18 protein-coding genes are annotated in these 22,264 nt (G+C 70.8%); 6 read left to right on the top strand and 12 right to left on the bottom strand.

The genetic code is table 11. The annotated features are described in order from the left end of the window. Positions 1 to 331 precede the first annotated feature (331 nt). Positions 332 to 1,507 (top strand): ROK family transcriptional regulator, encoded by a 1,176-nt coding sequence (locus Ahu01nite_RS28135; RefSeq protein WP_239159204.1) that lies wholly within the window; start codon positions 332 to 334, stop codon positions 1,505 to 1,507. Between the two features lie 235 nt (positions 1,508 to 1,742). Here Ahu01nite_RS28135 and Ahu01nite_RS28130 read toward each other — a convergent pair whose 3' ends face one another. Further along, positions 1,743 to 2,354, bottom strand: coding sequence for a DUF1700 domain-containing protein (locus tag Ahu01nite_RS28130; protein ID WP_203839660.1), 612 nt, complete (start codon positions 2,352 to 2,354; stop codon positions 1,743 to 1,745). A 689-nt stretch (positions 2,355 to 3,043) separates the two neighbouring features. Between Ahu01nite_RS28130 and Ahu01nite_RS28125 the strand changes: the two genes are divergently transcribed. Further along, entirely contained in the window at positions 3,044 to 5,362 is a 2,319-nt protein-coding gene (locus Ahu01nite_RS28125; protein WP_239159200.1) for a putative bifunctional diguanylate cyclase/phosphodiesterase, read from the top strand. Positions 5,363 to 5,704: 342 nt separating this feature from the next. Here Ahu01nite_RS28125 and Ahu01nite_RS28120 read toward each other — a convergent pair whose 3' ends face one another. Next, complete coding sequence (locus Ahu01nite_RS28120) at positions 5,705 to 6,268, bottom strand: DUF4760 domain-containing protein (RefSeq protein WP_203839658.1); 564 nt, start codon at positions 6,266 to 6,268, stop codon at positions 5,705 to 5,707. A 261-nt stretch (positions 6,269 to 6,529) separates the two neighbouring features. On the opposite strand from Ahu01nite_RS28120, the gene Ahu01nite_RS28115 reads away from it, so the two are divergent. The 3 genes from Ahu01nite_RS28115 to Ahu01nite_RS28105 all read left to right on the top strand — a co-directional run bounded on the left by Ahu01nite_RS28115 (position 6,530) and on the right by Ahu01nite_RS28105 (position 10,411). Beyond that, complete coding sequence (locus tag Ahu01nite_RS28115; RefSeq protein WP_203839657.1) at positions 6,530 to 7,462, top strand: sugar phosphate isomerase/epimerase family protein; 933 nt, start codon at positions 6,530 to 6,532, stop codon at positions 7,460 to 7,462. Positions 7,463 to 7,471: 9 nt separating this feature from the next. Continuing rightward, entirely contained in the window at positions 7,472 to 9,547 is a 2,076-nt protein-coding gene (locus tag Ahu01nite_RS28110) for a PQQ-dependent sugar dehydrogenase (protein ID WP_239159199.1), read from the top strand. A gap of 96 nt (positions 9,548 to 9,643) precedes the next feature. Further along, the gene (locus Ahu01nite_RS28105; RefSeq protein ID WP_239159205.1) at positions 9,644 to 10,411 is read left to right on the top strand and encodes a hypothetical protein; all 768 of its coding nucleotides are present in this window, start codon (positions 9,644 to 9,646) and stop codon (positions 10,409 to 10,411) included. A 33-nt stretch (positions 10,412 to 10,444) separates the two neighbouring features. On the opposite strand, the gene Ahu01nite_RS28100 is transcribed toward Ahu01nite_RS28105, so the two are convergent. The 10 genes from Ahu01nite_RS28100 to Ahu01nite_RS28055 all read right to left on the bottom strand — a co-directional run bounded on the left by Ahu01nite_RS28100 (position 10,445) and on the right by Ahu01nite_RS28055 (position 20,637). Further along, positions 10,445 to 10,960 carry a SigE family RNA polymerase sigma factor gene (locus Ahu01nite_RS28100; RefSeq protein ID WP_203839656.1) on the bottom strand — a complete coding sequence of 172 codons (516 nt, stop codon included), beginning with the start codon at positions 10,958 to 10,960 and terminating at the stop codon, positions 10,445 to 10,447. After that, complete coding sequence (locus tag Ahu01nite_RS28095; protein ID WP_203839655.1) at positions 10,957 to 12,033, bottom strand: hypothetical protein; 1,077 nt, start codon at positions 12,031 to 12,033, stop codon at positions 10,957 to 10,959. The genes Ahu01nite_RS28100 and Ahu01nite_RS28095 overlap by 4 nt, the downstream gene beginning before the upstream one ends. A gap of 75 nt (positions 12,034 to 12,108) precedes the next feature. After that, positions 12,109 to 13,233, bottom strand: a complete 1,125-nt coding sequence (locus Ahu01nite_RS28090; RefSeq protein ID WP_203839654.1) for an ABC transporter substrate-binding protein — start codon at positions 13,231 to 13,233, stop codon at positions 12,109 to 12,111. 10 nt (positions 13,234 to 13,243) lie between these two features. Further along, on the bottom strand, positions 13,244 to 14,083 hold the full coding sequence (locus Ahu01nite_RS28085; RefSeq protein WP_239159198.1) for an ABC transporter permease: 840 nt from the start codon (positions 14,081 to 14,083) through the stop codon (positions 13,244 to 13,246). A 116-nt stretch (positions 14,084 to 14,199) separates the two neighbouring features. After that, positions 14,200 to 14,967 carry an ABC transporter ATP-binding protein gene (locus Ahu01nite_RS51430; RefSeq protein WP_203839653.1) on the bottom strand — a complete coding sequence of 256 codons (768 nt, stop codon included), beginning with the start codon at positions 14,965 to 14,967 and terminating at the stop codon, positions 14,200 to 14,202. After that, a complete protein-coding gene (locus Ahu01nite_RS28075) occupies positions 14,964 to 15,824 on the bottom strand; it encodes an ABC transporter permease (RefSeq protein ID WP_203839652.1) in 861 nt (286 codons plus the stop codon). The genes Ahu01nite_RS51430 and Ahu01nite_RS28075 overlap by 4 nt, the downstream gene beginning before the upstream one ends. Next, a complete protein-coding gene (locus Ahu01nite_RS28070; RefSeq protein WP_203839651.1) occupies positions 15,821 to 16,900 on the bottom strand; it encodes a TIGR03842 family LLM class F420-dependent oxidoreductase in 1,080 nt (359 codons plus the stop codon). The genes Ahu01nite_RS28075 and Ahu01nite_RS28070 overlap by 4 nt, the downstream gene beginning before the upstream one ends. A gap of 5 nt (positions 16,901 to 16,905) precedes the next feature. Further along, the gene (locus Ahu01nite_RS28065; RefSeq protein WP_203839650.1) at positions 16,906 to 18,390 is read right to left on the bottom strand and encodes a CoA-acylating methylmalonate-semialdehyde dehydrogenase; all 1,485 of its coding nucleotides are present in this window, start codon (positions 18,388 to 18,390) and stop codon (positions 16,906 to 16,908) included. Positions 18,391 to 18,400: 10 nt separating this feature from the next. Continuing rightward, positions 18,401 to 19,801 (bottom strand): dihydropyrimidinase, encoded by a 1,401-nt coding sequence (hydA, locus tag Ahu01nite_RS28060; RefSeq protein ID WP_203839649.1) that lies wholly within the window; start codon positions 19,799 to 19,801, stop codon positions 18,401 to 18,403. Then, entirely contained in the window at positions 19,798 to 20,637 is an 840-nt protein-coding gene (locus tag Ahu01nite_RS28055; RefSeq protein ID WP_203839648.1) for a nitrilase-related carbon-nitrogen hydrolase, read from the bottom strand. Before Ahu01nite_RS28055 ends, hydA begins: the two co-directional genes overlap by 4 nt. A 234-nt stretch (positions 20,638 to 20,871) precedes the next feature. On the opposite strand from Ahu01nite_RS28055, the gene Ahu01nite_RS28050 reads away from it, so the two are divergent. Continuing rightward, entirely contained in the window at positions 20,872 to 22,248 is a 1,377-nt protein-coding gene (locus Ahu01nite_RS28050) for an aminotransferase-like domain-containing protein (protein ID WP_203839647.1), read from the top strand. Positions 22,249 to 22,264: the final 16 nt, after the last annotated feature.

Genomic DNA, 22,264 nt, shown 5'->3' with positions numbered 1-22,264 from the left:
CGTCTCCGGGGACCCTTTGCCGTGTCCCCCGAGCTCCATGTCCGTTTTGTAGGTCATCGGCCCGTTTCCCTCTCGCCGGCCCGATGACCGTTCGCCGGTCCATGACCGTTCGCCGGTCCATGACCGTTCGCCGGTCCACGGCCGTTCGCTGGTCCACGGCCGTTCGCTGGTCTACGGCCCGTTCATCGGTCCACGGCCCGTTCGTCGTTCCCGGCCCGGAAGGAGCCCGCTGGTGGTGACCCCGCTGCGCCGCGGGCTGCGTACGGGATCCGCGGCCGCCGCCGACCCGCAATCGCCCGCACCGCCCTCCCCGGCCGCCGGTCAGGAGGAGATCCGCCGCCAGAACCTCGGCGCCGTCCTTCGTTATGTGCACGTGCACGGCCCGACCTCCCGCGCGGAACTGACCAGCAGCCTCGGCCTGAACCGCAGCACGATCGGCGCCCTCGCCGCGGACCTCGCCGCCTCCGGACTCGTCACGGAGGAGGCCCCGCCCCCGGCACGCCGGGCCGGCCGCCCCTCACCCCTGGTCAGCCCGCGCTCGGCAGCGGTCTACGCCGACGCCCTGAGCATCGAGGCCGACCGGCTCCGCGCCGCCCGCGTCGGACTCGGCGGCCGCATCCTCGACCTGCGCGAGGCACCCCGCCCGCCCGGCGACGTTGTACCCACCCTCGCCGCCCTGGTCCGCTCCCTCGAACCGGAGGGCTTCTGCGCCGGCGGCGCGGTCGCGGTCGCCGACACCACCCGCGCGGACGACGGCACCCTCGACGTCGGCGGCGCGGACGAAGGGCTGGCCGCCGCGCTCGACGCAGCCCTCGACGCCCCCGGCCGCTTCCTCGTCGGCGACCTGGCCGACATCGCCGCCCTCGCCGAACACACCCGGGGCGCCGCCGCCGGCATCGACGACCTCATCTACCTGCACGGCGACCTCGGCGTCAGCGCCGGCATCGTGACCGGCGGCCGCCTCGTCATCGGCCACCGCGGCCACAGCGGCAAGGTCGGCCACATGGTCGTCAACCCGTCCGGCCGGCGCTGCGGGTGCGGCTCGAAAGGCTGCTGGGAAACCGAGATCGGCACGGAAGCACTGCTCCGGCACGCCGGCCTGCCGCCGGGTTCAGGCCACCTCCCCGTCGTACGCGCAGCCGAGCGAGGCGACGCCGCTGCCCTCGCGGCGCTGGACCGGGTCGGGGACTGGCTCGGCTTCGGCGTCGCCAACCTGGTCAACGTCTTCAACCCGGACATCGTCATCTTCGGCGGCACCCTCGGCGACCTCTACCCGGCCACCGCCCCGGCCATCCGCCGCCGCCTCGACATGATGGCGCTGCCCGCGTCCCGGGAACACCTGCAGCTGCGGGCCACGGCGCTGGGGGACGAGGCCGCACTGATCGGGGCTGCGGAGCTTGCGTTCGATCCGTTGCTCACGGATCCGCTCGCCGCTGCCGGGCTGCTCTCCAGCACGCCGGCCGAAGCCGACCCCGCCGACCCGACCGCTGAGCCCGCCGGCCAGTAGCCGGCGAGTCAGGTCGGGCGGGCGGGCTGCGTCGGGCGGGCTGCGTCGGGCGGGCTGCGTCGGGCGGGCTGCGTCGGGCTGGCCGCGTCGGCACGGCCTTGGCGGGCTGGTGGTCCTACTGGCTCTGCGCGGTCGATGACTGTGTTGGTATGCATTGTTCGGCGACCCGTGATTTGGGCGTGCTTTGTTCGGCCTGCGTTGTGTCAATGGCCGTGGGTGGGGTGGGGCCAGCGTCTCAGCCGCGGGGCGGTTGACGGCGGGTGGTGAGGCCCGGGAGCAGGGTGATGGCGGCGAGGAAGCCGCCGATCACCATGAGCGCGTAGGCGAGGAACAGGCCCTCGGGGCCGGCGCCGAACATCACCGAGCCGAGGACGACGACCATGGCGATGAGCATGGGACCGGCGGCGAGCACCCACGCTGCCGCCTTCACGCCCGGGGCCCAGCGCGGCGAGGTCGTGGCGAGCACCAGTCCTGCCAGCGGCCCGGCGCCCGGCAGGATCACGGAGCCGGCGGTCAGGAGGGCGAGGGCCGCGTAGTCCGTGCCCGACGAAGCCGGGACAGGTGCCGGGACCGCGGGCCGCCGCAGGTGGGCAGGCATCCGCCCGCGCCTCGCGGCGGCCGCCAGCGACGCGGGCGGCCCGAGCCGCTGCAGAATAGGCGCGGCGTCGTCCATGCTGCCGCCCTGCCCCTGGCGACGCACGGCGATGAAGTCGGCGACGGCGGCCATCAGCTCGTCGCGCAGCTCGGGTTCGAGATCGTCGGTCGCGGCCCACAACGCGGCCAGGTAGTCCAGAACAAGAACGTCGGCCTGCGCCTGCGCCAGCGGCGCGGTATCGGACCCGGGCATCATCGTTTCCCCCTGACAAACTCTCCGGTGACAACGAACCCAGCATCCCGGCCGGCCCACCACCCCCACATCCAGCCACGGACCGGCCTTCCCGCCACCACCTCTACCTTTCGGCCGACCCGGCGAGACCGGCCCGGCGGGGTTGTCGCGGGGTGCTGGTCCTGCGGGCCCGGCCCGGGGAGGGGAGTCGGCAGAGTGAGGCTTAACCGGGGCCGGGTAGCTGAGCGCAATTGGTTGGGCCGGGTACGCCGGGGCCGGGGCAGCTGAGGTGACGTGGACCGGGCGGGGCGGGTGAGTGCGGCTGAGTCCATGAAGCCGGCTTGGTGCGGCCCAGCTTGGTGCGGCCCGGCTTGGTGCGGCCCGGCCCGGTGCGGCCCGGCCCGGTGTGGCCCGGTGTGGTGCGGCCGGGACATGGCCGGCGGGCGGGATTTGGGGCGACGGGCCGACCGGTGGAGGTTTGTCACCCGGCCGTGCGCGACATGCCAGGTCTGGCCCGCCCCTGCCGCCGCGGCGAAATACCGGTCCTGGGTAAGGGGTCATCGGGGTTGGTGAGTCGTTGGTCCGTTTTCTGGATGGTCGTGGGGGCGTGGGTCCGGCAGCGTGGGCTCGTGACTTGTGGGGATCTTGTCGGGGGCGGGGCTGGGGGTGGTTTTCCTCAGGGCGGGGGTGGTTGCGCCGATGCAGGGGGCGTGGCCGATGATCGCCGGGCGCCGTGGCGTTATGTGTGGGTGGCGGGTGGGCTTGCGCTGGTGAGCTGGGTCTGGTTCGGGGTCTGGGCGGTTTCCGGGGCCGGGCCGGTGGGGGTTGCCTATGTGGCGGTGCCCCTCGGTGGGGTGGTCTCGGTGGTGGCGCTGGTCCGGCTGGAGGGTGTGGTCCGGGGCGAGGTCGTGGCGCGGCGGTTCTGGCGGGGGTTGATTGCCGGGGCGGTTTTCCTGACCGCGGGGTTCACGCTGATGGCCGTCAACGCTTTCCGGTTCTCGGTCGGGGATGTGCCGCCTGACATGCCGGTTTCCGCTGCAGTCGCGGTGGCGCTCGGGTTCGCGATGATCACGTGGGCGGTGGCACGGGTGCCGGTGCGGCCTGCCGGGCCGCGGGAGCGGCGCAGGATGTATCTCGATCGGGCGATCGCGTTTCTGGGGTGTGCGACGCTGCTGTGGCAGTTCGGGCTGGCGCCGATGCTCACGGCGGCCGAGCGGTGGAGCGGGCGGACCCTGGTCCTGATCGCACTGGCGTTGCTCATGTCGCTCGCCGGTATCACGAAGGTGTCGTACCTCGGGGACGGGCCGGTCGATCGGACGGCGATGCGGCTGGTCGCGGCGATCGGGCTGACCGGGGCGGGGGTGGCCGTGCTCGCCGCGACCTACGGGGACGCGGGTGGGGCGCCGGCCCAGGCGGTGGTCCTTCCGGTTGCTCCGGTTCTGGTGACTCTTGCCGTACGCGCGCAGTGGCGAGCCGCCGCCGGACTGCGGCAGCCTTCGCGACGGTCGTCGTCAGTCCTCGCGTACGTGGCGATTGCGGCTGTTGATCTGCCTTTGATCGCTGTTGCCGCGGGGCGGTTGCAGTGGCCGGGGCGGGTGGCGGTCGGCGCCGCCGTGGTGGTGAGCGTGCTCGTCACGGTCCGGCAGTACCTGGCGTTCCGGGACCACGTCCGGCTGCTCGACAGTCTTCGCGCGCAGGAGGAGCGGCTGCTGCACGAGGCGAGTCACGACGGGTTGACCGGGCTCGCCAACCGGGCACGTTTCCGCGATCTGCTGCACGACACGCTCGGTCAGGGCCGGGGCGCGACGGTGCTGCTGGTGGATCTCGACGACTTCAAGACGGTGAACGATTCGCTGGGGCACGGCGTCGGGGACGACCTGCTGGTGTCGTTCGCGGACATGCTGCGCGTTCAGGCGGGCGAGGACGCTCTGCCCGTACGCATAGGTGGTGACGAGTTCGCCCTGCTCCTGGCCGGCGGCGCGCCGGTGGGCGAGGCCGTCGCGCAGCGTGTGCTCGACGCCCTGACCGTGCCGATCAGCTCGCACCTGCTGCTGGTGCAGGCGAGCATCGGCATCGCGACCGCGGAACCGGGTGCGACCGTGGACACCGTGCTGCGGGCCGCCGACGTCGCCATGTACGCGGCGAAACAGCGGGGCAAGGCGGCGTACGTGCGGTATCTGCCGGAGATGGCCGCGCCGGTCCTCGCGCACATGCAGCTCGGCGGGGAACTGCGCCGGGCGCTTGACGAGGGGGAGTTCGAGCTGCACTACCAGCCGGTGATGGCTCTGGAATCCGGGCGGGTGATCGGGGTCGAGGCGCTGGTGCGCTGGCGGCATCCGGTGCGGGGGATGGTGCCGCCGGTGGAGTTCATCCCGGCCGCCGAGCGTACGGGGCTGATCGTAGAACTGGGACAGTTTGTCTTGGACGAGGCGTGCCGGCAGGCCGCCGCGTGGCTGGCCGAGCTCGGTCCGCAGGCGCTGCAGAAGGTCGCGGTCAACGTCTCCGCACGCCAGCTGCACGACCCCGGCTTTGTCGGCGACGTGCTGGCGGCGCTGAAGGAGCACGCGCTGCCGGCCGACCGGCTGGTGCTGGAGCTGACCGAGTCGGCGGTGCTGCGCGGCACCCAGGTGTCGCTGGCGCTGCGGGAGCTCGACGGGCTCGGCATCAAGCTCGCGCTGGACGACTTCGGCACGGGGGAGTCGTCGCTGAGTCTGCTGCGGGCGTTCCCTGCGGCGATTGTGAAGCTGGACAAGTCGTTCGTGGACGGCATCGAGATCGACGACGCCGACCCGGCCGCGCGTGACGCCCGGCAGGCGGTCGCCCGGGCCGTGATTCAGCTCGCCGGGGCGTTGCGGCTGGACGCCGTCGCCGAGGGGATCGAGAACGAGGAGCAGGCCGAGCTGCTGCGGGCGCTGGGGTACACGCTCGGCCAGGGGTTCCACCTCGCCCGGCCGATGCCTGCCGGCGCCCTGGCCGAACTGCTGCGCGACCAGGTCACGGCCACCGGCACGGCCCTGCGCACGGCCTGAGTGCCGGCGCAGCCGCGACCGGGTGGTCTCACGGCGCGACCGGGTGGTCTCACGGCGCGACCGGGTGGCCGCGAGGTGCGGCCGGGTGGTCTCACAGTGGGGCAGGGCGGCTGCGAGGTGCGGTCGGGTGGTCTCACAGTGGGGCAGGGTAGCCGCGAGGTGCGGTCGGGTGGTCTCACGGTGGGGCAGGGTGGCTGCGAGGTGCGGTCGGGTGGTTTCACGGTGGGGCAGGGTGGCCGCGAGGTGTGGCCGGGTGGTCTCACAGTGGGGCAGGGTGTCTCACAGTGCGGGTGGGGAGTGTCATTGCGTGGCAGGACATTCCTATTGCTCGTCGGGGTGGTCTCACTGGGCGGCGGGGCGGTCTGTTGGGCGGCGGGACGGGCGTACGTACGGGGTGACGTCGTAGGTCCAGTCGGGGGCGACGCGTTCGAGGTTGGCGGCGGGCGGGGTGGCGATGCAGCGGGCCGCGAGGTGCTCGAAGTAGGCGTTGTAGGACGGGTCGGCGCGGTGGCGGCGTTCGGTGCGGAGGTAGGGCGCGGCGCGGTCCCAGGCGCGCAGGACCGAGCCGCCCATGAAGCTGCGGACCGTTGACGCGTCAACCACGCCGTTGGCGACGAGGACGCCGACGTTGTTGAAGTAGCTGACCACCGGGACGACGCGGGCGCGGTCGTCGTCGGGCAGGTCGAGGATGCCGGTGTCGTCGCCGGGCGGGTGCTCGGTCCACAGGTCTTCGACGATGTAGCGCATGTTGTCCCGGAAGTGCGGGGTGCGGAACTCGCGGAACAGGTCGAGGGCGACGGGGAGCATGTTGCTGTGCCGCATCCGGACGAGCTGGCGCACGGCGACGCCGCCGGACACCGCGAGGGCCAGGATCGAAACCACCAAAGAGGACAGGCTCAGGACCATGCCTCCACAGTGACAGAGCGCGTCGATGTCCGGCCTGTCCGTGTTGACGGGGACTTAGGCGTTGGCTGATAGAAACTTTTGCATTTTTCGAAGATTCTTTTGGCCACAGCGGCGAAACCTGTGATTAACATCAGCTAGCGAACAAGTTCGATGTTCCACAGTGCTCCGGCGTGGCACGTGGCCTGGTCAGTGAGTCCTCTGACCGGCCGCTTCCGCGTGCCCGCGCCCATCCCGCACCACCGATCGGGAGGCATGCAAGCGATGCACAACGACTCCACTCTCAGCCGCAGAAATCTCCTGGGCGCCGCGGCCGCGACCGCCGGTGCCGCCGCAGTCGGGGGCTCGGCGCTGCTCGCCTCGCCCGCCCAGGCCGGCGGTTCCGGCCACGGCTCGCTCCATCGTGTCCCGCGTGACCAGATCAGCGTGCAGCTCTACACCCTGCGCAACCAGCTCGCCATCGACCTCGACGCCAGCCTCGCCGAGCTTGCCCGGATCGGCTACAAGCGCGTCGAGCACGCCGGTTTCGTGGGCCGCACCGCCACGGAATTCCGGGCCGCCCTCGACCGGGCCGGTCTGCGGGCCACCTCGGGTCACGTCGGCATCCCGCAGCCGTTCAACGCGGCCACCTGGGAGGCAGCCCTCGCCGACGCCGCGATCATCGGCAACAAGTACATCGTGCATCCCTACTTCGGGACGACCTCCACGGGCGAGCCGATCCGCGACAGCGCCGTCTGGAAGGCGTTCGCCAAGGATCTCAACAAGGCCGGCAAGCTCGCCCGTAAGCACGGCCTGAGCTTCGGATACCACAACCACCACAACGAGTTCGCCCGCCAGGACGGCGGCAAGCTCACCGGGTACGACGTGCTGACCCGCGAGACCGACCCCGGGCTCGTGCACCTCGAGGTCGACCTGTTCTGGGCGTACCGCGGGGCCAGCGACCCGGTCGACCTGATCGGGCGTAACCGGGGCCGGATCACCCAGGTGCACGTGAAGGACCTGGCCACCTCCGGCAGCTTCGCCGACCCCGGTGACGGGCTGATCGACTTCGCCCGCATCTTCGAGCGTTCCCGCGAGGCCGGACTGGTCGAGTACATCGTGGAGCGTGACGACGCCGGCAGTCCGCCGCGCACCCCCGCCGACGCCCTGATCACCGCGCAGGCCGGTTTCCGGTTCCTCGACACCCTGCGGTTCTGAGGAGAGTTGATGAGACGTTCGCTCACCGCCGTACCCGTCATGGCCCTGGTCGTCACCGGCCTGACGGTCCCCTCGGCGCAAGCCGCCCCGCAAGCCGCCGCCCCACCGCCCGACTCGTCCTTCCAGAAGGTCACCCTCAACGACTTCCCGGGCGAGCCGATCGCGCTCGCGGTCCTGCCGGACAAGCGGGTCCTGCACACCGAGCGCAAGGGCGAGGTCCGCGTCAACGACCCGCGGACCGGCGAGAACGTGCTGGCCGCCACGATCCCGGTCTACAGGCACGACGAGGAGGGCGTGCAGGGCATCGCGATCGACCCGCACTTCTCGTCGAACAAGTGGGTCTACGTCTACTACTCGCCGGTGCTGAACACGCCCGTCGACGACCCGGCGACGCCGACGGTCAACGAGGGTGACGCGCCCGAGACCGGCACCGCGGCCGACTTCGCCCGCTTCAAAGGAGTTATGAGACTTTCCCGGTTCAAGCTGAGTGGCAACTCACTTTTGCTGACCACCGAGCAGAAGATCCTCGACGTCGCCACCGACCGCGGCATGTGCTGCCACGTCGGAGGGAAGATCGACTTCGACGGCGCCGGCAACCTGTACCTGTCGACCGGCGACGACAGCAACCCGTTCCAGTCCGACGGGTACGCGCCGATCGACGAACGCGCCAACCGCAACCCGGTCTTCGACGCGCAGCGCACCGCCGGCAACACCAACGACCTGCGCGGCAAGATCCTGCGCATCAAGGTCGGCGGCAACGGCGCCTACACGATCCCGAAGGGCAACCTGTTCAGGCCCGGCACCGCGAAGACCCGCCCCGAGATCTACGCGATGGGCCTGCGCAACCCGTTCCGCTTCACGGTCTCGCCCGAGGGCGTCGTCTACGTCGGCGACTACTCGCCGGACGCCAACACGGCCAACCCCGCGCGCGGACCGGCCGGGCAGGGACGCTGGGCCGCGATCGACAAGCCCGCCAACTACGGCTGGCCCTACTGCGTCGCCCCGGACCAGCCCTACGTCGACTACGACTTCGCCACCAAGACCTCGGGCGCGCCCTTCAACTGCGCGGCCCCGGTCAACGAGTCACCCAACAACACCGGCAAGCGCGCCCTCCCGCCGGTCGAAAAAGCCGAGATCATCTATGGGTACGGTGCCAGCGCCGAATTCCCCGAGCTCGGCACCGGGGGCATCGGGCCGATGGGTGGCCCCGCCTACGAGTACAGCGCCGCCAACCGGTCGCAGACGAAGTGGCCGAAGTACTACGACGGCAAGCCGCTGCTCGCCGAGTGGACCCGCGACTACGTCAAGGGCATCACCCTCGACCGGCGCAACCAGGTGACCGCGATCGAAGCGGTGCTCCCGTCGATCGTCTTCGACAACCCGATGGACCTCGAGTTCGGCCCGGACGGCGCGCTCTACGTCCTCGAGTACGGCGACGGCTACTTCAGCGAGAACCCCGAGGCGCAGCTGGCCCGGATCGACTACGTGCGCGGCAACCGGTCGCCGATCGTCGCCGTGCAGGCCACCCCGGCCAGTGGTGCCCCGCCGCTCACGGTCACGTTCACCAGCACCGGGACCAGTGACCCGGACGGCGACAGCCTGCGGTACGCGTGGGACTTCAACAACGACGGCGTGATCGACTCACGGCAGGCCAGCGCCGTTTACACGTACACGCAGAATGGGAATTATCGCCCGACCCTGAAGGTGACCGACCCGACCGGCCGGTGGGCCGCGGCCGAGGTCATCCTGCCCGTCGGCACTGCCGCCCCGGTCGTCACCCTCGTCGCCCCGGTCGAGGGGCAGCCCTTCACGTTCGGCGACACGGTCGACTTCCAGGTCACGGTCGAGGACGACCAGCCGGTCGACTGCGCCCGGGTCACCGTCACCTACATCCTCGGCCATGACCAGCACGGGCACCCGCTCTCCACGGCGTCCGGCTGCAGCGGCTCGATCACCACGTTCCTCGACGCCGGCCACGCCGGGGCGGACAACCTGACCGCCGTGTTCGTCGCCGAGTACACCGACACCGGCACGCCGCCGCAGAGCGGCTCGGACCAGGTCGTCCTCACCCCGTCCACCGACTGAGACCCGCCCCTTCCGGACCCCCTTCCACCAGGGGGTCCGGCAGGGTTCTCCCGGAAATTCACTCAAGTACGCCCCCGGTACGCCAATGTGAGAGGTGTGGACGCGCACGACGAATCATGGTGGATGCAGTTCCCCGAAGCATCGGACCGATTCGACCGCGCCTACGTACTGGAAGGCCTCAGTGACCTGATCTCCCCCAAGATCCAGGCCCCGCTCCTGCGCCGCGAGGTCAAGATCGCCACGGACACGGTCGTCCGCTACCTGGAACGCCCCTCCAGCGAGACCCGCGCCGAACACGCCCAGGACGCCACCGCCCGCCTCACCCGCACCCTCGACCGCATCGAGGAACGCTCCACCGGCGCCGCCATCTCCACCGACGAGGCAGCCATCCTCCTCACCGCCGCCCGCGGCAACTACGCCGCCGCGGCCGCCGCAGCCACCCGCCTGGTCGGAGCGGCCCGCCTGCAACGCCTCTTCGTCACGGCCCTGCGCCTCGAACGCTTCGACATCCCGATGGTCCTGCGCCTGCTCGACGGCGGCCAGACCCCCGCCCAGGCCATCCAGGCCGGCCACCTCCTCGGCCGCTACAGCTGGTGGCCGGGCTGGCTGCTGCGCGTCGTCACCGAACGCGCCCTCGCGGGAAGCCTCGACGAGGAGACCATCGCGGCCCTGGATCGCTGCGCCTACGCGGAGCTCAGCCCCACCCAGGCCAACCTCGCCCGCAAACTCCTCAGCGGCAATGAAGGCCTGATCGACACGGCCGCGGAACGCCTCGCCGGGCTGGGAGAGCCGGAAGCCGCCGGCCGCCTTCGCGAGGGGGACCTCAACGCGGTCGCCTTGGCGGCCCGGCTGATCCCGCTCTGACCGCCGGATCCGGTCCGGGCGTTTCTGGGATGTTCAGTGCGGGCTGTCCAGGAGGGTGAAGGCGTCGGCGAGCGGGCCGTCGGTGCTGCGGAGGGTGGAGAGGGCGCGGCTGGCCCGGCTCTTGACCGTGCCGGGGGAGCAGCCGAGCTGGGTGGCTATCTCCTGTTCGGTGAGGCCGGCCCAGTAGCGCAGGACCAGGACGACGCGCTGGGCTGCGGGGAGTCGGCGCAGTGCCTCCAGGACCACGTGGGCGGTGTCGCGTGGGGCGTATGGGTCCGCGGTGGGTTTGTCCGGGAGGGTGGCGGCGGGGATCTCGCGGTGCCAGAGGCGGCGGGCGGCGCGCCAGGCGGCTCGGGCCATGATGCGGCGGGTGTAGGACTCCGGGTCGCCGTGGGGGTGGAGTTTGGGCCATTTTCGGTACGTCTTGACGAGCGCGTCCTGGGTGAGGTCCTCGCCGTGGCCGCGGTCGCCGGTGAGGAGGGTGCCGTAGCGGACCAGGGACGGGTAGCGGTTGGCGACGAATTCGGCGAAACCGTCCGGTGCGGTCATCGGGCGGCCAGCCCGAGCAGGTGCTTGAGTTCGGTGACCGTGGCGTCGGTGAGGCGTACCCGGCCGCCGGCGGACGAGACCGCCTCCTGGCAGCGGTCGCCGAGCGTGATGATCACGCTGGTCGGGTCCGGGGAGTCACCGGCGAGGGTGAGGCGGAGGGCCTTGTGGGAGGAGCCCGCGCAGGCGCCGGTGAGCACCGCCGGCTGGCTCCCCAGCAGCCTCGTCACAGCGGTGATCGTTGCCGGGTCGGTGGTCTCGGCGTGGCCGGTCCACGGGTCGGAGGCGGTGATGTCCGATGTGGTCAGCTCGACGGAGAGGGCGTCCACGGGCAGCACGAGTGCGCCGAGGGCGGCCGGCTCGGTGCGGATGGAGTCGATGATCGTCCGGGAGGCGGCGCCGTCGACGCGGAGGGTGATCGAGACGTGGGACCAGGGGAGGTACAGGACGTTGTAGTAGCTGTAGCCGGGAGCGTGGTCCGGTGCGAGTGCCTCGGAGTCCAGGGCGTCGGTCATCCAGGCGGGTTCACCGCCCGGCAGGGTGACGGATTCCGGGGGGAGCACGATCAGTGGGAGATCGGTGCGGGCGGACGGATCGGCCCGCGGCTGTCCGTCGGCGGACGGAGCGACGTCCTTGGGAAGGAGAGCCCGGCCGGCGGGCCAGGTGCTCGCGGTGCCGGTCACCTCGATCTCGGCGGTCTGGCAGCCGATCTTCTGCGGGCCGGAGATGAGGACTGTGGTACTGAGTGTCTCACAGGGGGCGTCCGCGACCGGGGTGGCGACGGTCCAGCCTGCCGGGATCGGGAGGTGCAGGGCTCCGGCGACGACCTCGCCGTTGAGGACACGAGGGGTCGGGGGAGCGAAGGAGGCAGCGGGTGGTGCATCGGTGCCTGCGACGTGGGTGGTCACGGCGACCGCGGTGCCGGTGCCGAGGAGGGCGGCTGCGAGGGCCGCGGTGGTCAGGGTGCGGCGGCGGGCTGCGCGGCCGCGGGTGATGACGGCGGTGACCGGGTCGGGGTTGTCCGGGGTGATTCCGGCCACCGCGTCGTCGAGCAGTTCTCTTATTCGTTCGCTCATTGCGTACCCCCGGAGTCCTTGAAGGAAGGTGTCACCCTCCTCAAAGGCAGCGGCAGGCGGGAAGGTTCCGTCCGGTCAGGCGCCGCCGGCGGTGAGGGTGACGGTCTGGGGCTGGAAGGCTGTGCCGGTGACGTCGGTGCCTGCGGCCTTGACCTGGTCGAGTGCCTGTTTGATGTAGTCGTTGGTGTAGGCGAGGCCGGTCGGTTGCTTGGTGAGGACCGTGTCGCCGGTCTGGTTCTTGGCGGTCAGGGAGATGTCGACCGTCTGCTTCCAGGCTGCCTCGTCGATCATGCCTACGCCGGCCGTGGTGGCGGGCCAGACGAGTTTGTTGATCTCGTTCATCTGCCAGAGCTGGTGGCTCTTGCCGAGTTTGGAGCCCTTCGCCACGACGAGGTCGCGGCAGGCCTCCGGGTTGTCGCGGCAGTAGGCCCAGCCCTTGACGGTGGCGGCCAGGAACTTCACGGTCTGTTGCTGGTACGCGGGATCGTTGAGCTTTTCCGTGTTGGCCCAGACGGCGTCCTGGAGCATGGCGGACCCGTTCGTCTTCCAGTCGATGATCTGGAAGTCGCCGGGGGTGTAGAGCTTGCCGGTGGCGGGGTTCGTGGCTTCGAGCAGCTGGGCGTACTCGTTGTAGGACATCGCCTGGGCGACGTCGATCTCCTTCTTGAGCAGCGCCTGCATGTCGAACTGCTGCTGGACGAGGGTGACGTCCTTGCCGGCGTCGAGGCCGGCCTTCGTCATGCCGGCGAACAGCTCGAACTCGTTGCCGAAGCCCCAGTTGCCGACTTTCTTGCCCTTGAAGTCGGCGGGGGTCGTGATGCCACTGTCCTTCCAGGCCACCTGGTAGGTGCCGGACCGGGCGAAGATCTGGCCGACGTCGGTGATGCCGGCGCCCTGCTCGCGGGACGCCAGGGCCTTGGGGACCCAGGCGACGGCGTAGTCGGCCTTCCCCTGGGCGAGGACGGTCTGCGGGACGATGTCGACGCCGCCCTCGAGCAGCTGGACGTCGAGGCCCTGTTCTTTGTAGAAGCCCTGGTCCACGGCGGCGATGTAGCCGGCGAACTGGGCTTGGAAGAACCATTGGAGTTGCAGCTTGATGGGGGTCACTCCGCCGGAGGCGGCAGGGGTTGCGGGGGTGTCGGCGGTGCCGCAGGCGGTGAGGAGGAGGAGTAGGGAAGCGGCGACTAGATATCGGCGCACACGGGCTCCTTTAATTGCGGTAGGGCATGGCGATCCGCTCCAGCAGGAGCGTTGCTAGGTAGAAGACGAGGCCGAGCAGGCAGGCGCCGGCCACGAAGGCCCAGGCGCGGGGGTACGCGGTGAACGCGGCCGCGGAGGTGATCCGGGACCCGAGACCGTTCTGCAGCCCGCCGAAGTACTCGGCGACGACGGCGGCGATCACGGCCAGCGAGGACGCCTGTCGCAGGCCGGTGAAGACGAAGGGCAGCGCCCCGGGCAGCCGGACGAGGCGGGTGAACGTCCAGCCGCCGGCCGCGTAGCTGGTCATCAGCTCGCGGTGGACCGGGTTCACCTCGCGCAGCCCGCGCAGGGTGTTGATGAAGACCGGGAAGAACACGATGATCCCGGCTACCAGGCGGCGGGGGAGGCTGGACGTCGACTCGAACATGTTGTTGAGGATCGGGGCGAGGGCGATGATCGGCAGCGCGTTCAGCACCGCGGCCAGGGGCAGGGACAGGTCGGCGAGGAAGCGGAAGCGGCTGGCCACCATGGCCAGCAGGACGGCGGCGGCGGTGCCCCAGAGCAGGCCGATCAGTGCGTTCAGGCCGCTGGCCAGGGCGGCGTCCCAGATGTTGCCGCGCTGTGCGATGAGCTCGTGCCAGATGGCGGAGGGTGCCGGGAGGACGAACGGGGCGATGCGGCCTAGCGAGACGGTCAGCTCCCAGGCGGCCAGGGCGGCGATGCCCAGGACCAATGGCGGGAGGACGCGTCTAATGCCGGTAGCGGTGCGCCGGCTCATGCTGGTCGTGGTGCTCCGGCTCATGCCGGTTGTGGTGCTCCGGCTCATGCTGGTCGTGGTGCTCCGGCTCATGCCGGTTGTGGTGCTTCGGCTCACGCCGACTGAGACGCCTTGTCTCATACCGCCTGCGGTGGGTCTTGGTGTGCCGCTGGCGGCGGGGTCTGGTCCTGTGCCGCCGGTGCCGGGTTTCACGCTGCCGCCCGGAGGGCTTTGCGGACGGTGGTCACGGCGTCGAAGAACGCGGGGGACTGGCGTACGGCTTCGTCGCGGGGGCTGGGGAGGTCGATGTCGGCGGTTGCGGTGATCCGGCCGGGGCGGGGTGACATGACGACGACCCGGTTCGAGAGGAAGACCGCCTCGGAGATGGAGTGGGTGACGAAGATGGTGCTGGTGCCGGTCTTCGCGCAGATGGCGAGGAGCTCGGTCTGGAGGCGTTCGCGGGTCATCTCGTCGAGGGCGCCGAACGGCTCGTCCATGAGCAGCAGCGGCGGGTGCACGGCGAGGGCGCGGGCGATGGCGACGCGTTGCTGCATGCCGCCGGAGAGTTGGGCGGGGTAGTGCCGGGCGAAGTCGGTGAGGCCGACGAGTTCGAGCATCTCGGCGGTGCGGGAGCGGCGTTCGGCCCGGGACTGGCCGCGCAACTCGAGTGGCAACTCGACATTGCGCTGGACCGTGCGCCATTCGAAGAGGCCGGCCTGCTGGAACGCGATGCCGTACTCCTGGTCGAGGCGGGCCTTCTCCGCGGGCTTGCCGTTGACCTCGACCGTGCCGCTCGTGGGGGTGATGAGGTCGGCGATCAGCCGCAGCAGGGTGCTCTTGCCGCAGCCGGACGGGCCGATCAGGGAGACGAACTCGCCGGGGGCGACCGTCAGGTCCACGTCGGACAGGGCGGTCACCTCGTCGGTGTGCCCCTGGTTGAAGATCTGTGAGACAGCTTGTACCGAAACTGCGGTCACATCGTCACCACCGTTACTCGGCGCCGGTGCCGCATGAGCGGCAGTTCGAGGAGGCTGACCAGGCCGGCGACGACGAGCCCGAGCAGGGCCGCGCCGACCATGGCCGTGTAGACCTTCGCGGGGTCGGAGGTGGCCTCGCGGGAGTACTCGAGGATCAGCCGGCCGATGCCGCCGCGCGTGCCTGTGGAGATCTCGCCGACGACCGCACCCACGACGGCGGCGGCACCGGCCAGCCGCAGCGCGGGGAACAGGTAGGGCAGCGAGGCCGGGAGGCGGAGCTTGACCAGGGTGCGCCACCAGCCGGCGGCGTAGCTGCGCATCAGCTCGACCCCGCTCACGTGCGGGGACTGCAGGCCGCGGAGCATGCCGACCGCGACGGGGAAGAAGCTCAGGTACGCGGAGATGACCGCGACCGTCATCCAGTCCTGCCACGGGTACGCGCCGAACGACAGGTTGCCGCTCCACCCGGCGATCAGCGGCGCGAGGGCGACCAGGGGCACGGTCTGCGACAGGATGACGTAGGGGAGCAGGCCGCGCTCGACGATACGGAAGCGCTGCATGGCGATGGCGAGGACGAGCCCGACCACCGCGCCGGCGACGAAACCGAGAGCGGTGATACCAAGTGTGAACAGTGTTGCGCTGAGTACGGCCTGCCAGACCGGCCGGCCGCCCGTGAGTTCCGGGCGGCCGAACCGGGACAGCATGTCCCACACGTGCGGCATGGACAGGTCGTCGGCGCGCGGCAGGACGCGGGTGCCGAACAGCACCGTGCCGTCCGGGTTACCGACCGCCTTGTAGCCCTCCCAGAGGGCGACCATGACGACCAGTCCGATCACGACGCTGAGGGCACGCCTCATGAGGCCGCGGATTCAGCCGGCGCCGGGCCGGTCAGCTCGATGCGGTCCGGGCCACGACCATCTCCGGGCGTGCCCTGGCCGGTCGACATGGCCGGGATGATGCTCTTGCCGTAGGCCTCGAGCGTGGCTTCCTTGTCGTCGTGCTGCAGGTAGAGCGCGAACTGGTCGACGCCGAGCTCGCGGAGCTGCTCGAGCCGGGCGAGGTGGTCCTCGACCGGGCCGAGGATGCAGAACCGGTCGACGACCTCGTCGGGCACGAACGCGGTGTGCGAGTTGCCGGCGCGGCCGTGCTCCGCGTAGTCGTAGCCCTGCCGGGCCTCGATGTAGTCGGTCAGGGCCTTCGGGACCGCGCCCGCGGAGCCGTAGCGGGACACGATGTCCGCGACGTGGTTGCCGACCATGCCGCCGAACCACCGGGTCTGGTCCCGCTGGTGCGCGAGGTCGTCGCCGACGTACGCCGGGGCGGCCACGCAGAACTTGATCGCCAGCGGGTCCCGGCCGGCCTTCTCGGCGGCGTCCCGGACGGCCTTGATCATCCAGGCGGCGATGTCGGGGTCGGCGAGCTGCAGGATGTAGCCGTCGCCCACCTCGCCGGTCAGGGCGAGGGCCTTGGGACCGTACGCGGCGACCCAGACGTCGAGCCTGCTGTCCGGCGCCCACGCGAACTGGAGCTGCTTGCCGCGCAGCTCCACCGTCTCGCCGCTGGCCAGGCCCCGGATCACGCCGATGCTCTCGCGCAGCTGAGCGAGCGTGTTCGGCTGCAGTCCGAGGACCCGCAGCGCCGAGTCGCCCCGGCCGATGCCGCAGATCGTGCGGTTGCCGTACATCTCGTTGAGGGTGGCGAACTGGGACGCGATGACCGTCCAGTCGCGGGTGCCCGGGTTCGTCACCATCGGGCCGACGATGACGCGGGACGTCTCGGCGAGGATCTTCGAGTAGATGACGAACGGCTCCTGCCACAGCACGTGCGAGTCGAACGTCCACACGTGGCTGTAGCCGAGGTCCTCCGCCTTCTTCGCGAGCTCGACGAGCTCGCTCGAGGGTGGGTCGCACTGCAGGACGACGCCGATGTCCATCGTCTTCACCTCACCTTCGGGAAGCCGAGGTCGACCTCGGAGGTGGCCGGGTCCGGCCAGCGCGAGGTGACGACCTTGCTGCGGGTGTAGAACTGCAGCCCCTCCGGGCCGTACATGTGCAGGTCGCCGAAGAGCGACGACTTCCAGCCGCCGAAGCTGTAATAGGCGACGGGTACGGGCACCGGCACGTTGACGCCGACCATCCCGCACACGACGTCGTACTGGAACTGCCGTGCCGCGCCGCCGTCGCGCGTGAAGATGGCGGTGCCGTTGCCATACTCGTTGCTGTTGACCAGGTCCAGGGCCTGCTCGTACGTGTCGACCCGGACCACCGACAGCACCGGCCCGAAGATCTCGTCGGTGTAGAGCGGCGAGTCCGTCGGCACCTTGTCGACCAGCGAGGCGCCGAGGAAGAACCCCGGCCCGTCGGTGATCGGGGCGTCGCGGCCGTCGACGACGACCTCGGCGCTGCCCGCGTCGGCGAGGTAACCGGCCACCTTGTCGCGGTGCTCGCGGCTGATCAGGGGACCCATCTCGGCGTTCGGGTCGCTGGCCGGTCCGACGGCGATCCGGCCGATCCGCTCCTTGATCGCGTCCACGAGCGGGTCGGCGCTGGCGCCCACGGCCACGACGACCGAGACGGCCATGCAGCGTTCGCCGGCGGAGCCGTACCCCGCGCTGACTGCCGCGTCGGCGGCCGAGCCGATGTCCGCGTCCGGGAGCACCACCATGTGGTTCTTGGCCCCGCCGAGCGCCTGCACCCGTTTGCCCTGCGCCGTCGCGCGCTGATAGATCGCCCGGGCGATCGGCGTCGAACCTACGAACGAGATGGCCTGTACGTCCGGACTGTCGATGAGGGTCTCGACCGCGAGCCGGTCGCCCTGCACGACGTTGAACGCGCCGTCCGGCAGCCCGGCCTGGCGCAGCAGGTCCGCGAGCAGCAGCGCCACCGACGGGTCCTTCTCGCTGGGCTTGAGGACGAACGTGTTGCCGCAGACCAGGGCGTTGCAGAACATCCACATCGGGACCATGGCCGGGAAGTTGAACGGCGTGATCCCCGCGACGACCCCGAGCGGCTGGCGGATCGAGTAGACGTCCACCCCGGTCGAGGCCTGCTCGCTGTAGCCGCCCTTGAGCAGGTGCGGGGCGCCCGCGGCGAACTCGATGTTCTCCAGGCCCCGGGCCAGCTCGCCGCCCGCGTCGGCCACGGTCTTGCCGTGCTCGGCGCTGACCAGCGTCGCGATCTCCTTGCGGTTGGCGTCGACGAGTTCCCGGAAGCGGAACATCACCTCGGCCCGGCGGGACAGCGACGCCGCCCGCCAGGCGGGGAAGGCCTTCTTCGCCGACGCGACGGCCGCTGCGGTCTCGGCCGCGGTCGCCGCCACGATGTACGCCTGCTGCTCGCCGGTCGCCGGATCCCAGACGGGGAGCTGGTGGCCGCTCGTGCCCGCGGTCGCCGTACCGTCGATCCAATGTTTGATCTCACGCATCGCCGCGCCCCTAGACCAGGTACTCGGAGAGGCCGCGCGGTACGTACTTCCCGTGCCCGGCGTGGCCCTTGTACTCGCCGCCCTGCACGATGACCGCGCCGCGGGAGATGACCGTGTCGACCTTGCCGGCGATCTCCCAGCCCTCCCACGCGGAGTAGTCCATGTTCATGTGGTGCGTGTCGACCGAGATCCGGGTACGCCCGGCGGGGTCGTACAGCACGATGTCGGCGTCCGAGCCGGGGGCGATGACGCCCTTCTTCGGGTACATGCCGAACATCCGCGCCGGCGTCGTCGCGACCGTCTCCACCCAGCGGCCCAGGGACAGCTTGCCGTCGACGACACCTTGGTAGAGCAGGTCGACGCGGTGCTCGACGCTGCCGATGCCGTTGGGGATCTTCGAGAAGTCGCCGATCCCCATCTCCTTCTGGTCCTTCATGCAGAACGGGCAGTGGTCGGTCGACACGACGGCGAGGTCGTTGGTCTTCAGGCCCTTCCACAGGTCGGCCTGGTGGCTCTCGTGCTTGCTGCGCAGTGGCGTCGAGCAGACCCACTTGGCGCCCTCGAAGCCGGGCGCGCCGAGCTGGTCCTCCAGGGTGAGGTACAGGTACTGCGGGCACGTCTCGGCGAAGACGTTGCGTCCGCGGTCGCGGGCCGCGGCGACCTGCTCCAGGGCCTTCGAGGCGGACAGGTGCACGATGTAGAGCGGGCAGTCCGCGGCGACCTCGGCCAGCCAGATCGCCCGGCTCGTCGCCTCGGCCTCGAGCTCCTGCGGGCGGGTGACGCCGTGGTAGTACGGGTCGGTCTCGCCGCGTTCCAGGGCCTGCTTGACGAGGACGTCGATCGCGGGCCCGTTCTCCGCGTGCATCATGATCAGGGCGCCGTTGTCGCGGGCCTTCTGCATCGCGCGCAGGATCTGGCCGTCGTCGCTGTAGAAGACGCCGGGGTACGCCATGAACAGCTTGAAGCTCGAGATGCCCTCGGTGGCGACGAGCTGGTCCATAGCCTTGAGCGACTCGTCGTCCACCCCGCCGAGGATCATGTGGAAGCCGTAGTCGACGTGGCAGTTGCCGGCGGTCTTCTCGTGCCAGGCCGCCAGCCCGTCCTGCACGACCTCGCCGGTGCGCTGGATCGCGAAGTCGATGATCGTGGTGGTGCCGCCGAACGCCGCGGCCCGCGTACCCGTGTCGAAGGTGTCGCTGGCCTCGGTGCCGCCGAACGGCATCTGCATGTGGGTGTGCGCGTCCACGCCGCCGGGAATGACGTACTTCCCGGTCGCGTCGATGGTGTCCGGCACGTCAGGAGCGGTGCCCGGGGCGTAGAGCGCGACGATCCGTTCCCCGTCCACGAGCACGTCGGCGGCGTTGGGCCCCTGCGGGCCTACGACGGTCCCGTTCTTGATCAGGAAGCTCATGGGGTGACCAGCCCGTCGTAGCTGTCGGGGCGGCGGTCGCGGTAGAACTGCCAGCGGTCGCGGACGGTGGAGAGCAGGTCGAGGTCGAGGTCGCGGATGATGAGCTCGGGGTTGTTGGTGTCGCCGACGTCGCCGACGAACTTGCCCTCGGGGTCGACGAAGTAGGACTGGCCGTAGAAGTCGTCGTCGCCGAGGGGCTCGATGCCGACGCGGTTGATGGCGCCGATGAAGTACTCGTTGGCGACGGCGCCTGCCGGCTGTTCCAGCTGCCACAGGTACGACGAGAGGCCACGGCTCGTGGCGGACGGGTTGAACACGATCTGGGCACCGTTGAGGCCGAGCGCGCGCCAGCCCTCGGGGAAGTGCCGGTCGTAGCAGATGTAGACGCCGACCTTGCCGACCGCGGTGTCGAAGACCGGGTAGCCGAGGTTGCCCGGGCGGAAGTAGAACTTCTCCCAGAAGCCCTTGACCTGCGGGATGTGGTGCTTGCGGTACTTGCCGAGGTAGCTGCCGTCCGCGTCGACCACGGCGGCGGTGTTGTAGAGGACGCCGGGCTGCTCCTGCTCGTACATCGGCAGGACCATCACCATGCCCAGCTCGGCGGCGAGGGCCTGGAAGCGCTCGGTGGTGGGGCCGGGGATCGACTCGGCGTACTCGTAGTACGCGGCGTCCTGGACCTGGCAGAAGTAGGGGCCGTAGAAGAGCTCCTGGAAGCAGATCACCTTGGCGCCCTGGGCGGCGGCCTGGCGGGCGTAGTCCTCGTGAGCCTTGATCATCGTCTCTTTGTCGCCCGTCCAGGTGGTCTGGACGAGGGCGGCTCGCACGATACTGCTCATCGGTGCTGCCCCTCTCTCTTTATGGTGGCATGAGTCACGTGTTGATTGTGATCGCCTCGGCACCACCTGTCATGGCCCCTGCTCTGCTTGACATCCGGGGCCCATGCAGGGGAACACTAATGACACAGGCGGAGGCGAACAATTGCTCGCTTGTTACCAAATGTTTCGCGCCGGTAATTTGCTTTGGCCCGACCAGGGGCGGGGCGGCCGGGAAGTGCAAGGAGGGGGCGGGGCTTGCTCAGGCTCATCACGGGGGCGGTCGACGACCGCAGTGCCCGGGGCATCGCCGCGGCGGTGAGCCGTCTCGTCACGGCGGGTGACCTGCCGAGCGGGGCGCGCCTGCCGACCGTGCGCGACGTCGCCGCGGCCCTGGGCGTCAGCCCGACCACGGTGAGCGAGGCCTGGCGCAGCCTCGCGCGGGCCGGGGCGATCCAGACCCGCGGCCGGTCCGGCTCGTTCGTCACGTCACCCGGCCAGCCCCGGCAACGCCTCCGGTACGCCCAGCTCGGCGGCACGTTCCCCGGCGTCACCCAGGACTTCTCCACCGGCGTGCCCGACTACGATCTGTTACCGAGTATCACCGAGTCGCTCAAGCGGGTCGGGGACGCGCGCCTCACGACGAGTTACCTCGAGGCCGCCGTGCTGCCGCCCCTGGAGACGGTGCTGCGGGCGCGGTGGGCGTACCCGGTGGATCGGCTGACCGTCGTCGACGGTGCGCTCGACGCCCTCGACCGGATCACCGCCGCGATCGTCCGGTACGGCGACCACGTCCTCGTCGAGAACCCCGCGTTCCCCCCGGTGCTCGACCTGCTCGAAGCCGTCGGCGCCACCGTCGTCGGCGTGGCGCTGGACGAGCACGGGATGCGGCCGGACGCGCTGGCGAGTGCGCTGCGGGCGTACGACCCGGTCGCGGTCTATCTGCAGCCTCGCGCGCACAACCCGGCCGGGGCCAGCCTCAGCGCCCGGCGCGTGGAGGAGCTGGCTGACGCGCTGGCCGCGTACCCCCAGGTCACCATCGTCGAAGACGATCATGCGGGGGACATCGCCACCGCGCCCCCGGTGAGCCTGGGCACCCGGCTGCCGCACCGGACCGTGCACGTCGCCGGTTTCTCCAAGAGCCACGGCCCGGACCTGCGGCTCGCCGCGCTCGGCGGGCCCGCGCCGCTGGTCACCGCGATCGCCGACCGGCGGCTGCTCGGGCCCGGCTGGTCCAGCCGCCTGCTGCAGGCCGTCCTGCTCGACCTGCTCACCTCCGTGGACGCGATCGTGCAGGTGGCCGAGGCGCGCCAGGTCTACGCGGACCGCCGCGCCGCCATGCTGACGGCGCTCGCCGAGCGGGGTGTGTCCGCGACGTCGGACGACGGCATCAACCTGTGGATGCGGGTCGAGGACCAGCAGATGGCGATGCTCAGCCTCGCCGGGCACGGCATCGCGGTCGCCCCGGGCGCGCCGTTCGAGGTGTCCACGCTCGGCGCCGACCACGTCCGGATCACGGTCGGCCTGATCCGCGACGGCGTGCCCGCCCTCGCCGACATCTTCGCTTCCGCCGCCGGGGCCGACGCCCGCGGCAGCGGTTCCCGGAGCCAGCCGCACCCGCGCGGCTGGCGCTGACGCCCACTCCTGGAGG

Source organism: Winogradskya humida, from assembly GCF_016862215.1.
Classification (GTDB): Bacteria; Actinomycetota; Actinomycetes; order Mycobacteriales; family Micromonosporaceae; genus Actinoplanes; species Actinoplanes humidus.
The sequence above is the reverse complement of the archived record's forward strand: the minus strand, read 5'-3'. Positions and strand labels throughout refer to the sequence as shown.

Excerpts from the sequence above, each read along its gene's own strand:
- Ahu01nite_RS28130 (WP_203839660.1), bottom strand. The coding sequence starts at position 2,354 with ATGCCCGGGTCCGATACCGCGCCGCTGGCGCAGGCGCAGGCCGACGTT.
- Ahu01nite_RS28120 (WP_203839658.1), bottom strand. The coding sequence starts at position 6,268 with ATGGTCCTGAGCCTGTCCTCTTTGGTGGTTTCGATCCTGGCCCTCGCG.
- Ahu01nite_RS28115 (WP_203839657.1), top strand. The coding sequence starts at position 6,530 with ATGCACAACGACTCCACTCTCAGCCGCAGAAATCTCCTGGGCGCCGCG.
- Ahu01nite_RS28110 (WP_239159199.1), top strand. The coding sequence starts at position 7,472 with ATGAGACGTTCGCTCACCGCCGTACCCGTCATGGCCCTGGTCGTCACC.
- Ahu01nite_RS28100 (WP_203839656.1), bottom strand. The coding sequence starts at position 10,960 with ATGACCGCACCGGACGGTTTCGCCGAATTCGTCGCCAACCGCTACCCG.
- Ahu01nite_RS28095 (WP_203839655.1), bottom strand. The coding sequence starts at position 12,033 with ATGAGCGAACGAATAAGAGAACTGCTCGACGACGCGGTGGCCGGAATC.
- Ahu01nite_RS28085 (WP_239159198.1), bottom strand. The coding sequence starts at position 14,083 with ATGAGCCGGAGCACCACGACCAGCATGAGCCGGAGCACCACAACCGGC.
- Ahu01nite_RS28075 (WP_203839652.1), bottom strand. The coding sequence starts at position 15,824 with ATGAGGCGTGCCCTCAGCGTCGTGATCGGACTGGTCGTCATGGTCGCC.
- Ahu01nite_RS28070 (WP_203839651.1), bottom strand. The coding sequence starts at position 16,900 with ATGGACATCGGCGTCGTCCTGCAGTGCGACCCACCCTCGAGCGAGCTC.
- Ahu01nite_RS28065 (WP_203839650.1), bottom strand. The coding sequence starts at position 18,390 with ATGCGTGAGATCAAACATTGGATCGACGGTACGGCGACCGCGGGCACG.
- hydA (WP_203839649.1), bottom strand. The coding sequence starts at position 19,801 with ATGAGCTTCCTGATCAAGAACGGGACCGTCGTAGGCCCGCAGGGGCCC.
- Ahu01nite_RS28055 (WP_203839648.1), bottom strand. The coding sequence starts at position 20,637 with ATGAGCAGTATCGTGCGAGCCGCCCTCGTCCAGACCACCTGGACGGGC.